This is a genomic window from Streptomyces sp. NPDC050508, from assembly GCF_040655155.1.
Taxonomy (GTDB): Bacteria; Actinomycetota; Actinomycetes; order Streptomycetales; family Streptomycetaceae; genus Streptomyces.
In genome coordinates, this window is the sequence record NZ_JBFAJJ010000004.1 from 307,328 (window position 1) to 321,179 (window position 13,852).

Consider the following 13,852-nt stretch of genomic DNA (forward strand, 5'->3'; position numbering starts at 1 on the left):
CACCTTGCACGTTGACTCAAGCTTTACCTTAAAGGGGTCTTGAGATTTGAACTATGACTTCATATGTTTTCGTGCAACGTTACAGAGCACCAGAAAGGTTCCCGCCCATGGAGGGGATTGCGATCCGGCTGCGGGATCTGCGGAAATCGTTCGGGGAGACGACCGCGGTGGCCGGGGTCGACCTGGAGATCAGGGACGGCGAGTTCTTCTCGATGCTCGGCCCGTCCGGCTCGGGCAAGACGACCGTGCTCCGCATGATCGCCGGCTTCGAGAGCCCCACCGGGGGCACCATCGAACTCGCCGGCCAGGACGTCACCGGACTCGCCCCCTTCGAACGGGACGTCCACACCGTCTTCCAGGACTACGCCCTCTTCCCGCACATGACGGTCGAACAGAACGTCGCCTACGGCCTCAAGGTCCGCAAGGTTCCCAAGGCCGAACGGCTCGTCCGCGCCCGAAAAGCCCTCGCGGAAGTACGACTTGAGAGCTACGGCACCCGCCGCCCGGCCCAGCTCTCCGGCGGGCAGCGGCAGCGCGTCGCCCTCGCCCGCGCCCTCGTCGGCCGCCCCCGCGTGCTGCTGCTCGACGAGCCACTCGGCGCCCTCGACCTGAAACTGCGCGAGCAGATGCAGGTCGAACTCAAGGCGCTCCAGCGAGAGGTGGGCATCACCTTCGTCTTCGTCACCCACGACCAGGAGGAGGCCCTGACGATGAGCGACCGCATCGCCGTCTTCGACCAGGGCCGCATCGAACAGATCGGCACCCCCGCCGAGGTCTACGAACGCCCCGCGACCCCCTTCGTCGCCTCCTTCGTCGGCACCTCCAACCTGCTGGAGGGCGAGTCCGCCCAGCGGATCGTCGGCACCGCGGGCACCTACAGCATCCGGCCCGAGAAGATCCGCGTCCTCAAGGACTCCGCCGAGCCCGCCGACCCGGACCACGAGACCGCTGCGGGCACCGTCGCGGAGGTCGTCTACCTCGGGGACTCGACCCGCTTCCTCGTCGACCTCGACGCCGGCGGCCGGCTCACCGCACTCCAGCAGAACCTGGAGACCTCCGCCGAGGACGCGGCCGCCTACCGCGGCAGCCGGGTGCGACTGCAATGGCACCGGCGCCACACGGTGCACGTTCCCGACCCCCGCTGACCCGCTCGCTCCTCCACCCATCTCCTCCACCCATGGAGAACGCCGTGCGTCTCACCCGAACCCTCCAGGTGGCGGCCTGTTCCGCCGTCCTGCTCGCCGCCACCGCCTGCGGCTCCTCCGACAGCAGTTCGTCGGGCGGCGGCCTCAACCCCCCTGACCTCAAAGCCCAGTCGAAGCTCGGCAAGAGCGAGGGCGAGGTCAACCTGATCGCCTGGGCCGGCTACGTCGAGGACGGCTCCAACGACCCCAAGGTGAACTGGGTCAGCGACTTCGAGAAGCAGACCGGCTGCCAGGTCAACTCCAAGGTCGCCGCCAGCTCCGACGAGATGGTCAAGCTGATGAAGACCGGCGAGTACGACGCCGTCTCCGCCTCCGGCGACGCCTCCCTGCGCCTCATAGCCTCCGGCGACGCCGCCCCCGTCAACACGAACCTCGTCCCCAACTACAAGGACATTTTCCCCGACTTGAAGCTCCAGGCCTGGAACTCGGTCAAGGGCAAGGCCTACGGCATCCCGCACGGTCGCGGCGCCAACCTCCTGATGTACAACACCCAGAAGGTCACCCCCGCCCCGACCTCCTGGGCCGCGGTCTTCGACGGCGCCTCCAAGTACAAGGGCCATGTCACCGCGTACGACTCGCCGATCTACATCGCCGACGCGGCCCTCTACCTCAAGGCCACCAAGCCCGAGTTGAAGATCAAGGACCCGTACGCCCTCGACCAGACACAGTTCGACGCCGCCGTCGCCCTGCTGAAGAAGCAGAACGCGGACATCGGCGAGTACTGGAGCGACTACCTCAAGGAGATCTCCGCCTTCAAGAGCGGCGACTCCGTCGTCGGCACCACCTGGCAGGTCATCGCCAACCTCACCGCCGACGAGGGCACCAAGATCAAGGCCTTCGTCCCCAAGGAGGGTTCGACCGGCTGGTCCGACACCTGGATGATCTCCGCCAAGGCCAAGCACCCCAACTGCGCCTACCAGTGGCTCAATTGGATCGTCTCCCCGAAGGTCAACGCCCAGGTCGCCGAGTACTTCGGCGAGGCCCCCGCCAACGCCAAGGCCTGCGCCGAGACCAGCGACAAGAACTTCTGCGCCACCTACCACGCCGCCGACACCGCGTACTGGAAGAACATCGCCTTCTGGAACACGCCCATCGAGCAGTGCCTCGACGGCCGCACCGACGTCAAGTGCGTGCCGTACGCCAAGTGGGTACAGGCCTGGACCGAGATCAAGGGCTGAGACATGTCCTTGCTGAACCGGACCGCGGGGGCGCTGTACCGGCGCCCCCGGTTGCGGCTCTCCCTGCTGCTCACCGCACCGCTGCTCTGGCTCGCCGTGCTCTATCTCGGCTCCCTGAGCGTGCTGTTCGTCTCCGCGTTCTGGACGACGGACTCCTTCACCTCCGAAGTGGTGAAGGTCTGGTCGACCGACAACTTCCACGAGCTGTTCACGGTGCCCGTGTACCGGCAGGTCATCCTGCGCAGCATCGGCGTCGCACTCGCCGTCACGGTCCTGTGCGCCGTGATCGCGTTCCCGCTCGCCTTCTACACGGCCCGCGTCGCCAAGGCCAAGTGGCGTCCGCTGCTCGTGGTCGCCATCCTCACCCCGTTGTGGGCCAGTTACCTGGTCAAGGTGTACGCGTGGCGGCTCATCCTCTCCCAAGGCGGCCTGGCCGACTGGATGTTGAAGCCGTTCGGCCTGAGCGGACCCGGCTTCGGGCTGCCCGCCACCGTCCTCACGCTCACCTACCTCTGGCTGCCGTACATGGTCCTGCCGATCCACACCGCGCTGGAGCAGCTCCCCGCCAACCTCCTTGACGCGTCGGCGGACTTGGGCGCGCGGGCGGGCCGGACCTTCCGGTCGGTGGTACTGCCGATGGTGCTGCCGTCCGTCGCCGCCGGGTCGATCTTCACCTTCTCGCTCAGCCTCGGCGACTACATCACCGTCCAGATCGTCGGCGGCAAGACCCAGCTCATCGGCAACCTCGTCTACTCCAACATCGAACTCAACCTGCCCATGGCCGCCGCCCTCGGCACCGTCCCCGTCGTCGTCATCGTGGTGTACCTGCTCGCGATGCGCCGCACGGGCGCGTTGAGCAGCCTGTAGATGATTCCCGACCGCCTCTGAAGGGGGTGACATGTCATGCAACTCTCCCGTTCCGCGCGTATCGCACTGCGCGTGGCCGCCGGGTTCGGCTTCGCGGTGATCTACGTCCCGCTGCTGCTCGTCCTCGTCAACTCCCTGAACCCGGACCGCAGCGCGAGCTGGCCACCGTCCACCCTGACCCTGCACTGGTGGTCGGTCGCCTGGCAGAACTCGGGTGCCCGCGCTGCCCTCTGGGTCTCGGTGAAGGCCGGCCTCGGCGCCACCGCCATCGCCCTGGTGCTCGGCACGCTGATCGCCTTCGCGGTCGCCCGGTACCGCTTCTTCGGCCGCGACGCCATCTCCTTCGTGGTCGTCCTGCCGATCGCGCTGCCCGGCATCGTCACGGGCATCGCCCTCAACTCGGCGTTCAGTACGGTACTTGAGCCGCTCGGCGTGGGCCTCGGCCTGTTCACGGTGATCGTCGGGCACGCCACCTTCTGCATCGTCGTCGTCTTCAACAACGTCGTCGCCCGCCTCCGGCGCACCTCCGGCTCGTACGAGGAGGCCGCGATGGACCTGGGCGCAGACACCTTCCGTGCCTTCGTCGACGTCACCTTCCCGCTGGTGCGCTCGGCGCTCCTCGCGGGCGGACTGCTCGCCTTCGCGCTGTCCTTCGACGAGATCGTGGTGACCACGTTCACCGCCGGACCCGGCATCGAGACCCTGCCGATCTGGATCTTCAACAACATGACCAGGCCCCAACAGGCCCCGGTGGTCAACGTGGTGGCCGCGGTACTCGTCCTGCTCTCCGTGCTGCCGATCTACGTCGCCCAGCGACTGTCCGCCGACACGGCCACCGCGAGCCGCGTCTGACGACCGGTCACCCCGCTTGCCGGGGTGACCGGTCGACGCACTCAGCCCGCGAACTCCCGCATCCACACCTCGACTTCGTCGGCCGAGCGAGGCAGCCCCGCCGACAGGTTCTCGTAGCCGTCCGCCGTCACCAGCAGATCGTCCTCGATCCGGACGCCGATGCCGCGCCACTCCTCCGGCACCGTCAGATCGTCGGGCTGGAAGTACAGGCCCGGCTCGACGGTCAGCACCATGCCGGGTTCCAGGACCCCGTCCACGTACTCCTCGTTGCGCGCCTGGGCGCAGTCGTGGACGTCGAGCCCCAGCATGTGCCCGGTGCCCGCCATCGTGAACCGCCGCTGCAGCGACAGCTCGTACGCCCGCTCGGCCGGCCCCTCGATGAAACCCCACTCCACCAGCCGCTCGGCCAGGGACCGCTGGGCCGCCTCGTGGAAGTCCCGGTACCTGGCACCCGGCTTCACCGCCGCCATGCCGGCCTCCTGAGCCTCGAACACCGCGTCGTAGACCGTGCGTTGGACCGGGGAGAACGTGCCGTCGATCGGGAGCGTGCGGGTGACGTCGGCGGTGTAGAGGCTGTGCGTCTCCACTCCCGCGTCCAGCAGCAGGAGTTCACCGGGGCGGACCGGGCCGTCGTTGTCCGTCCAGTGCATGATCGTGGCGTGCTCACCGGCGGCGCAGATCGAGCCGTAGCCGACATGGTTGCCCTCGACGCGGGCCCGGCGGAAGAACGTGCCCTCGATCCAGCGCTCCGAGGTGGCGACCGCCTGCGACAACTCCCGTACGACATCGGTGAATCCGCGCACCGTGGAGTCGACGGCCCGGCGCATCTCACCGATCTCCCACTCGTCCTTGACGAGCCGCAGCGCGGACACGGCCGACTCGAACTCGTCGTCCCGTTCCTCGTCGGTGTCCAGCGCGGAGTCCAGGGCCGGGTCGACTCCGCGGACGATGCGGGTGGGTGTCCCGGCGGTCTTCGCCAGGTCGTCGGCGATCGTGCGGATGTCACGGCACGGCAGCCCGAGCACCAGCGCCGACTCGGCCAGTGAGCGGCGGCGGCCCATCCACAGCTCGGCGGTGTAGCCGGTCCAGAACTCGTCGCTGTCCCGGCTGTCGCGGGGGAGTTGGTAGCAGTGCGCGTCGTGGCCGCCGTCGGGGCGGGGCTCCAGGACCAGGGCGCCGTTGCGCGCCTGGTCGCCGGTGAGATGCACATAGCCGGAGTGCGGGCGGAACGGGTGGTGGCTGTCGTTCGAGCGGATCAGGAGGTTCCCGGACGGCACGACCAGGCGCTCGCCCGGGAAGAGCGCGGACAGCGCGGCCCGGCGGCGGGCCGCGTGCGGCGCCTGCTCGGTCGGCTCCAGGTCCGTGCGCTCCGTGTCGGCCCAGCCGGTCCGCATCAGGGCGGACAGCTCGTCGGAGATTCCTCGGTACAGACCGTTCTTTCGGCCCTTGACCACGTCGGGCACCTCTTCCGTGTGTGGTGACATTCGCGTCGGGACATACCCGACGAGAGAAACATGTGACATAGTACTGCTGTGAGCAAGCGACTGACCTGCGATGTCGTGGTCGTCGGAGCCGGAATGGTGGGCGCGGCCTGCGCCTTCTACGCGGCCCGGGCGGACCTCGACGTCATCATCGTGGACCGAGGCCCGGTGTCCGGCGGCACCACCGGCGCCGGCGAGGGCAACCTGCTCGTCTCCGACAAGGAACCCGGTCCCGAACTCGACCTCGCCCTCCTCTCCGGCCGTCTGTGGGCGCAACTCGCGGAGGGAATCGGGGAGTTCGTCGAGTACGAGGCGAAGGGCGGCCTCGTCGTCGCCTCCACGCCCGGCGGGCTCACCGCGCTGGAGCGCTTCGCCGAGGAGCAGCGCGCCGCCGGAGTCGTCGCCGAGCCGGTCGGCGGTGACGGCCTGTACGCCCTCGAACCGCACCTCGCCCCGGGCCTCCCGGGCGGCGTGTACTACCCCCAGGACTGCCAGGTGATGCCCGCCCTGGCCGCCGCCCACCTCGTCCGGGCCTCGGGCGCCCGCCTGTTCACCGGCCGTACGGTGACGGACGTACTCCTCAAGGCAGATGGAACGGTCCAAGGCGTCCGCACCGACCGGGGTGACATCCTCGCCCCCACGCTCGTCAACGCCGCCGGCACCTGGGGCGGGGAACTAGCCGCCCTCGCCGGAGTCACCCTCCCCGTCCTCCCACGTCGCGGCTTCGTCCTCGTCACCGAACCCCTGCCGCGCCTGGTCCGCCACAAGGTGTACGCCGCCGACTACGTGGCCGACGTGGCCAGCGACTCGGCCGCCCTGCAGACCTCGCCGGTCGTGGAGGGTACGGCCGCTGGACCGGTCCTGATCGGCGCGAGCCGTGAACGCGTCGGCTTCGACCAGGAGTTCTCGCTGCCGGTCGTACGGGCGCTGGCGGCGGGCGCGACGAAGCTGTTCCCGTTCCTGTCCGACGTCCACGCGATGCGCTCCTACCTCGGCTTCCGCCCGTACATGCCGGACCATCTCCCCGCCATCGGCCCCGACCCCCGAGTCCCCGGCCTCGTCCACGCCTGCGGGCACGAGGGCGCGGGCATCGGACTCGCCACCGGCACAGGGCACTTGATCGCCCAGCTGCTGGGCGACAGAACTCCGGACCTCGACCCGACTCCCTTCCGGCCCGACCGCTTCCCCGACGAGGAGACCGCGTGAGATCCCCACTGGACCTCGCCGAGGCCCACCCGGGCCCGGCCTTCGCGGTCACCCTGGACGGCCGTGAGATCGAGGCTCTCCCCGGCCAGACCGTCGCCGCCGCACTGTGGGCGGCGGGCGTGACCGCCTGGCGCACCACCCGGGGTGAGGGACGGCCGCGCGGCATCTTCTGCGGGATCGGCGTCTGCTACGACTGCCTCGTCACCGTCAACGACCGCCCGAACCAACGGGCCTGCCTGGTGCCATTGCACCCGGGAGACGCCATCCGTACGCAGGAGGGAACGGGCCACGATGACTGACGACCGACCGCACCTCGCCGTGATCGGCGCGGGCCCGGCGGGACTCGCCGCCACCGTGGCCGCCGCGGCCCACGGCGTCCGCGTCACGCTGATCGACTCGGCGGCACAGGCGGGCGGCCAGTTCTACCGACAGCCCGCCGCCGAATTGAACGCCGGACGCCCCCAGGCCCTGCACCACCAGTGGCGGACGTGGGAGCGGCTGCGGGACGCCCTCGAAGAGCACGTGAAGGCAGGCCACGTCACGTACTTGACGGACCATCATGTCTGGCTTGTGGAGCGGCGGTCGAACCAGCAGGCCGGTGCTGCCGGTCGAGGCGGCCCTCATGGCACGTTCACCGTGCACGCCCTGCTCGGTCCCGCGCAGGAGGACCCGGTGGAGGTACGTGCCGACGCCGTCCTCCTCGCCACCGGCGGCTACGAGAAGGTCCTCCCCTTCCCCGGTTGGACCGTTCCCGGCGTCCTCACCGCGGGCGGCGCCCAGGCCATGCTCAAGGGCACCCTCGCCGTCTCCGGACGCACCGCCGTGGTCGCCGGCACCGGCCCGCTCCTCCTCCCCGTGGCAACCGGCCTCGCGGCGGCCGGTGTTGACGTGGCCGCGCTGGTCGAGTCCGCCGACCCCAAGGCGTTCGTACGACGGGCCCGCGCGCTCGCCGCACAGCCCGGCAAGGTCGCCGAGGGCGCCCAGTACGCGGCCCAACTCCTGCGCCACCGGATCAAGTTGCTCACCCGGCACGTCGTCGTGGAGGCGCACGGTGACGAGCGGCTGGAGGCGGTGACCGTCGCCGCTCTCGACACCGACGGGCGCGTCCGGCCCGGCACCGAACGCCGTATCGCCTGCGACACCCTCGCTGTCGGCCACGGCATGCTCCCGCACACCGACCTCGCCGAGACCCTCGGCTGCCGACTCGACGGGCTCGATGTCCACGTCGACGACGAACAGCGCACCGACGTCCCCGGCGTCTGGGCGGCCGGCGAGACCACCGGCATCGGCGGTGCGGCCCTCTCCCTCGCCGAGGGCCACATCGCGGGACGCTCCGCCGCCGCACGCCTGACCGGCGCCGCACCCGACCCGCGCACCTGGGCGACGGCTGCCAAGTCCCGTACAGGTCTGCGGGAGTTCTTCGCCACACTCGACACCGTGTACACACCGCCCGCCGGTTGGACCGATCTCGTCACCGACGCCACCGTCGTCTGCCGCTGCGAGGAAGTCACCGCAGGCGCGATCCGCGAGGCCCTGGACGGGCTCGGCGCCGGTGACGTACGCACCGTGAAACTCCTGACGCGGGCCGGGATGGGATGGTGCCAGGGCCGGATGTGCGGGCCCGCGGTCGCGGGGTTGGCCGGGTGCGCGCCCACCGCGTCCCGGCGGCCGTTCGCGCGTCCGGTGCCGCTGGGAGTACTGGCCCGCGCCGGAGAGGCCGAGGACGACTGACCGACCACCCTCCACCACTGACCGAACCGCCTGTTCATCAGTAAAATGTCACACCCTATTGAAAGAGGCTCCACATGGCCACCAATGCGAACCGTCCCTGGCGCGGCGTCCTCGTCGCCACCGCGCTCCCGCTGACCGACGAACTCGCCGTCGACTACGACAAGTTCGCCGAACACTGCTCCTGGCTGGTCGACAACGGCTGCGACGGCGTCGTGCCGAACGGCTCGCTCGGCGAGTACCAGGTACTCACCCCCGAGGAGCGCGCCAAGGTCGTCGAGACGGCGGTCGCCGCGATCGGCGGCGCGCGCGTGATGCCCGGTGTCGCCGCCTACGGCTCCGCCGAGTCCCGCCGCTGGGCCGAGCAGGCCCGCGACGCCGGCTGCGCCTCCGTGATGCTGCTGCCGCCCAACGCCTATCGCGCCGACGAGCGTTCGGTCCTCGCGCACTACGCGGAGGTCGCGAAGGCCGGCGTGCCGATCGTGGCCTACAACAACCCCATCGACACCAAGGTCGACCTGGTGCCGGAAGTTCTCGCCAAGCTGCACGGCGAGGGGTACATCCACGCCGTCAAGGAGTTCTCCGGCGACGTCCGCCGCGCCTACCAGCTGGCCGAACTCGCCCCGGAACTCGACCTGTTGATCGGCGCCGACGACGTCCTGCTGGAACTCGCGCTCGCGGGCGCCAAGGGCTGGGTGGCCGGCTACCCGAACGCGCTGCCCGCCGCGTCCGTCGAGCTGTACCACGCGGCCGTCGACGGCGACCTGGCCACGGCGAAGAAGCTGTACGAGCAACTGCACCCGCTGCTGCGCTGGGACTCCAAGGTCGAGTTCGTGCAGGCCATCAAGCTGTCCATGGACATCGTCGGCCGGCACGGCGGCCCGGTCCGTCCGCCGCGCGTCCCGCTGCTGCCCGAGCAGGAGGCCGCCGTCCGCGCCGCCACCGAGAAGGCCGTCGCGGCCGGACTCGGGTAAGCAGTCTCGTATCGACCCCGTGGCCGCCGGTCCCGATTCCTCAGGAGCGTCATGCGCAGCAAACTCGTCCTGCACGCCGTCGACTCGCACACCGAGGGCATGCCCACCCGCGTGATCACCGGCGGCGTCGGCACCATCCCCGGCGCGACCATGAACGAGCGGCGGCTGTACTTCCGCGAACACCGCGACCACATCAGGCAGTTCCTGATGAACGAGCCGCGCGGCCACTCCGCGATGAGCGGCGCGATCCTGCAGCCGCCCACCCGCCCCGACTGCGACTGGGGCGTCGTCTACATCGAGGTCTCCGGCTATCTGCCCATGTGCGGGCACGGCACCATCGGCGTGGCCACCGTGCTCGTCGAGACGGGCATGGTCGAGGTCGTCGAGCCGGTCACCACGATCCGGCTCGACACCCCGGCCGGACTGGTCGTCGCCGAGGTCGCCGTCGAGAACGGCGCGGCGAAGCACGTCACCCTAAAGAACGTCCCGTCCTTCTCCGTCGGCCTGGACCGCAAGATCACCCTCGCCGACGGGCGGACGGTGACATACGACATGGCGTACGGCGGCAACTTCTACGCCATCCTGCCGCTGGACCAGTTCGAGCTGCCCTTCGACCGGTCCCGCAAGGACGACATCATCAAGGCGGGCCTCTCCCTCATGGAGGCGATCAACGACCGGGACGAGCCCGTCCACCCCGAGGACCCCTCGATCCGCGGCTGTCATCACGTCCACCTGTACGCGCCCGGTGCCACCGCCCTGCACTCCCGGCACGCCATGGCGATCCATCCCGGCTGGTTCGACCGCTCACCCTGCGGCACGGGCACCAGCGCCCGTATGGCGCAACTCCACGCGCGCGGCGAACTCCCGCTGCACACCGAGTTCGTCAACGAGTCCTTCATCGGCACGCGGTTCACGGGACGGCTCCTCGACACCACCGAGGTCGCCGGTGTCCCCGCCGTCCTGCCCAGCTTCACCGGCCGCGCCTGGATCACCGGCACCGCCCAGTACCTGCTCGATCCCACCGACCCGTTCCCGGGCGGATTCGTCCTTTAGCTCGGGGACAATCAGTCCTCCGGCTCAGGGATAATGGCGGGTCACGCGTGACATTGCACGACTAGGAGATTCGATGGCCGTCCAGCGAGCCAGCGCCCCGCCCACCACCGCTCCGGATCTGCCCACGCTGGGCGGCAGGAAGAGCAGCTATCGCGAACGGGTCGTCGACGCCCTGCGGGCCGCGATGATCGCGGGGGAGCTGCGGCCGGGCGAGGTGTACTCCGCGCCGACGCTCGCCGCCCGCTTCGGGGTCTCGGCGACCCCGGTGCGCGAGGCCATGCTGGACCTGGCCAAGGAGGGACTGGTCGACACCGTCCCGAACAAGGGGTTCCGGGTCACCGCGGTCTCCGAGAAGCAGCTCGACGAGTACACCCACATCCGCGCCCTGATCGAGATCCCCACGGTGGTGGGGCTGGCCGGGACCGCCGACCCTGTCTCGCTGGAGGCGCTGCGCCCGGCCGCCCGGGAGATCGTCGGTGCGGCCGTGGCCGGCGACCTCATCGCGTATGTCGAGGCCGACACCCGCTTCCATCTCGGACTGCTCGCCCTGGCCGGCAACGCGCACCTCGTCGAGGTCGTCGGTGATCTGCGCGGGCGGTCCCGCCTCTACGGGCTCACCGCACTCGTCGAGGCAGGCCGCCTGCTGGCCTCCGCCCAGGAGCATCTGGAGCTCCTGGATGCGCTGTTGGACCGTGACAAGCGGGCCGTGCGTGAGATCATGACCCGTCACCTGGGTCACGTCCGCGGCCTGTGGGCGGCCCACGACTGACCGGCACGGGGAACCGGGCCCGACTCATTCGGCTCTCCCATAACGCAAACCACTTGCATAACTTGCGCTATTCTTGCGCTCATGACGCGACGACTTGCTGAGGTGGCGAAGAAGGTCGGGGTCAGCGAGGCCACGGTCAGCCGGGTACTCAACGGCAAACCCGGAGTCTCCGACTCGACCCGGCAGTCGGTGCTGTCGGCCCTGGACGTCCTCGGCTACGAACGGCCCACGCAGCTGCGCGGCGAACGCGCCCGGCTCGTGGGCCTGGTGCTGCCCGAGCTGCAGAACCCCATCTTCCCCGCATTCGCCGAAGTGATCGGCGGCGCACTCGCCCAACTCGGCCTCACCCCGGTGCTGTGCACCCAGACCAAGGGCGGGGTCTCCGAGGCCGACTACGTGACGCTGCTGCTGCAACAGCAGGTCTCCGGGGTCGTGTTCGCCGGCGGGCTGTACGCGCAGGCGGACGCGCCGCACGACCACTACCGGCTGCTCGCCGAGCGCAACATCCCGGTAGTCCTGGTCAACGCGGCCATCGACCACCTCGGCTTCCCGGCCGTGTCCTGCGACGACGCGGTCGCCGTCGAGCAGGCCTGGCGGCACCTCGCCTCCCTCGGTCACGAGCGCATCGGGCTCGTCCTCGGACCCGCCGACCACATGCCGTCGGCAAGGAAGTTGGCCGCCGCCCGGGCCCTCGCGGCGGACCTGCCCGACGAGTTCGTCTCGCGCGCCATCTTCTCCATCGAGGGCGGTCACGCCGCGGCCTCCCGGCTGATCGACAGGGGCGTCACCGGCATCATCTGCGCCAGCGACCCCCTTGCCCTGGGAGCGGTAAGGGCGGCCCGCCGCAAGGGACTTGACGTACCGTCACAGATCTCCGTCGTCGGCTACGACGACTCCGCCTTCATGAACTGCACCGAGCCCCCGCTGACCACCGTCCGCCAGCCCATCGAGGCCATGGGGCGCGCGGCCGTCGAACTCCTGAACTCACAGATCGGCGGCGCCGCCGTACCCGCCGAGGAACTGCTCTTCGAACCCGAACTGGTAGTCAGGGGTTCCACCGCGCAAGCCCCGCGCGGCTGAGAGTCATCGAGCTGTCGAATAATTACAGATTCTGCGCGACATCTTGCGGACAGGTGTCGGCGGTGCTTGAGTGTGCGGCGCCCACCGCTCCTGCCCAGAGGGGTCCACCGATGAGAAGCACCGGGTTCCGCCGCACCTTCGCCGCGATCGGCGTCTGTTCTCTCGCGCTCACTGCCGCCGCCTGCGGGTCCGGCGGCGACTCGGCGAGCGGCAAGACGCGCATCACGGTCAACTGCGAGCCACCCAAGAGCGCCAAGGTCGACCGCAAGTTCTTCGACTCCGACGTCGCGGCCTTCGAGAAGAAGAACACCGACATCGACGTCGTCACCCACGACGCGTTTCCCTGCCAGGACCCGAAGACCTTCGACGCCAAACTCGCCGGCGGCCAGATGGAGGACGTGTTCTACACGTACTTCACCGACGCCAAGCACGTCGTGAACATCAACCAGGCCGCCGATCTCACGCCGTACATCAAGGAGTTGAAGAGTTACGACACGCTGCAGAAGCAGCTGCGTGACATCTACACCGTCGACGGCAAGATCTACGGCATCCCGCGCACCGGCTACTCGATGGGCCTGATCTACAACCGCAAGCTCTTCCAACAGGCCGGTCTCGACCCCGACAAGGCACCGACGACCTGGGCCGAAGTCCGCGCCGACGCCAAGAAGATAGCCGCGCTCGGCAACGGCACCATCGGCTACGCCGACTACAGCGCCCAGAACCAAGGGGGTTGGCACTTCACCGCCGAGATGTACTCACAGGGCGGCGACGTCGTCAGCGCCGACGGCAAGAAGGCCACCATCGACACCCCGCAAGGCCACGCCGTCCTGCAGAACCTGCACGACATGCGCTGGACCGACAACTCGATGGGCAGCAAGCAGCTCCTCGTCATCAACGACGTGCAGCAGCTGATGGGTTCGGGCAAGCTCGGCATGTACCTCTCCGCGCCGGACAACATCCCGATCCTGGTCAAGGAGAAGGGCGGCAACTACGACGACCTCGCCCTCGGCCCGATGCCCGGCGGCCAGGGCACGCTCATCGGCGGCGACGGCTACATGTTCAACAAGCACGACACGCCCGCCCAGATCCGCGCCGGCCTCAAGTGGCTCGACAGCATGTTCCTCACCCCGGGAAGCGGCTTCCTCGGCGACTACGCCCGCGCCAAGAAGGCCAACGCACCCGTCGGACTGCCCGAACCGCGCCTGTTCACCGGCGCCGCGGACGCCAAGGACCAGCAGGTCAAGAAGGCCAACTCCAATGTCCCGGTGGCGAATTACCAGGCCTTCCTCGACGGCAACCAGTCGCTCCAGATGAAGATCGAGCCGCCGGACGCCCAGCAGATCTACTCCGTCCTCGACGGAACCGTCTCCGCCGTCCTCACCAAGAAGGACGCGAACATCGACCAACTCCTCAAGGACGCCTCCGGAAAGATCGACGGCATCCTGGCCCGGGGCTGACC

The 13,852-nt window shown here is 69.5% G+C and carries 13 protein-coding genes; 12 read left to right on the top strand and 1 reads right to left on the bottom strand.

Going from position 1 to position 13,852, the window contains the following annotated elements; all coding sequences use genetic code 11:
- Positions 1-107: 107 nt before the first annotated feature.
- The 4 genes from AB0I69_RS13775 to AB0I69_RS13790 are packed head-to-tail and all read left to right on the top strand — an operon-like array spanning position 108 to position 4,102.
- Positions 108-1,145 (top strand): ABC transporter ATP-binding protein, encoded by a 1,038-nt coding sequence (locus AB0I69_RS13775; protein WP_363095821.1) that lies wholly within the window; start codon positions 108-110, stop codon positions 1,143-1,145.
- A gap of 44 nt (positions 1,146-1,189) precedes the next feature.
- Positions 1,190-2,383, top strand: coding sequence for an ABC transporter substrate-binding protein (locus tag AB0I69_RS13780; RefSeq protein ID WP_363095822.1), 1,194 nt, complete (start codon positions 1,190-1,192; stop codon positions 2,381-2,383).
- 3 nt (positions 2,384-2,386) lie between these two features.
- The gene (locus tag AB0I69_RS13785) at positions 2,387-3,250 is read left to right on the top strand and encodes an ABC transporter permease (RefSeq protein ID WP_033281641.1); all 864 of its coding nucleotides are present in this window, start codon (positions 2,387-2,389) and stop codon (positions 3,248-3,250) included.
- A 36-nt stretch (positions 3,251-3,286) separates the two neighbouring features.
- Positions 3,287-4,102 carry an ABC transporter permease gene (locus AB0I69_RS13790; RefSeq protein ID WP_318020019.1) on the top strand — a complete coding sequence of 272 codons (816 nt, stop codon included), beginning with the start codon at positions 3,287-3,289 and terminating at the stop codon, positions 4,100-4,102.
- Between the two features lie 41 nt (positions 4,103-4,143).
- Here the strand turns inward: AB0I69_RS13790 and AB0I69_RS13795 are convergent, their stop codons facing one another.
- A complete protein-coding gene (locus AB0I69_RS13795; protein ID WP_363095823.1) occupies positions 4,144-5,586 on the bottom strand; it encodes an aminopeptidase P family protein in 1,443 nt (480 codons plus the stop codon).
- 48 nt (positions 5,587-5,634) lie between these two features.
- On the opposite strand from AB0I69_RS13795, the gene AB0I69_RS13800 reads away from it, so the two are divergent.
- From AB0I69_RS13800 to AB0I69_RS13835, 8 genes are all read left to right on the top strand, one after another.
- A complete protein-coding gene (locus AB0I69_RS13800) occupies positions 5,635-6,789 on the top strand; it encodes an FAD-binding oxidoreductase (protein ID WP_363095824.1) in 1,155 nt (384 codons plus the stop codon).
- Complete coding sequence (locus AB0I69_RS13805) at positions 6,786-7,088, top strand: (2Fe-2S)-binding protein (protein WP_363095825.1); 303 nt, start codon at positions 6,786-6,788, stop codon at positions 7,086-7,088. Before AB0I69_RS13800 ends, AB0I69_RS13805 begins: the two co-directional genes overlap by 4 nt.
- Positions 7,081-8,520: an FAD-dependent oxidoreductase gene (locus AB0I69_RS13810; RefSeq protein WP_363095826.1), complete on the top strand. Its 1,440-nt coding sequence runs from the start codon at positions 7,081-7,083 to the stop codon at positions 8,518-8,520. Before AB0I69_RS13805 ends, AB0I69_RS13810 begins: the two co-directional genes overlap by 8 nt.
- Before the next feature lie 74 nt (positions 8,521-8,594).
- Entirely contained in the window at positions 8,595-9,491 is an 897-nt protein-coding gene (locus AB0I69_RS13815; protein WP_363095827.1) for a dihydrodipicolinate synthase family protein, read from the top strand.
- Between the two features lie 51 nt (positions 9,492-9,542).
- Positions 9,543-10,544, top strand: coding sequence for a proline racemase family protein (locus AB0I69_RS13820; RefSeq protein ID WP_363095828.1), 1,002 nt, complete (start codon positions 9,543-9,545; stop codon positions 10,542-10,544).
- A gap of 73 nt (positions 10,545-10,617) precedes the next feature.
- A complete protein-coding gene (locus AB0I69_RS13825) occupies positions 10,618-11,313 on the top strand; it encodes a GntR family transcriptional regulator (RefSeq protein WP_363095829.1) in 696 nt (231 codons plus the stop codon).
- An 81-nt stretch (positions 11,314-11,394) separates the two neighbouring features.
- The gene (locus tag AB0I69_RS13830) at positions 11,395-12,393 is read left to right on the top strand and encodes a LacI family DNA-binding transcriptional regulator (protein ID WP_363095830.1); all 999 of its coding nucleotides are present in this window, start codon (positions 11,395-11,397) and stop codon (positions 12,391-12,393) included.
- 110 nt (positions 12,394-12,503) lie between these two features.
- Positions 12,504-13,850 carry an extracellular solute-binding protein gene (locus AB0I69_RS13835; RefSeq protein ID WP_363095831.1) on the top strand — a complete coding sequence of 449 codons (1,347 nt, stop codon included), beginning with the start codon at positions 12,504-12,506 and terminating at the stop codon, positions 13,848-13,850.
- Positions 13,851-13,852: the final 2 nt, after the last annotated feature.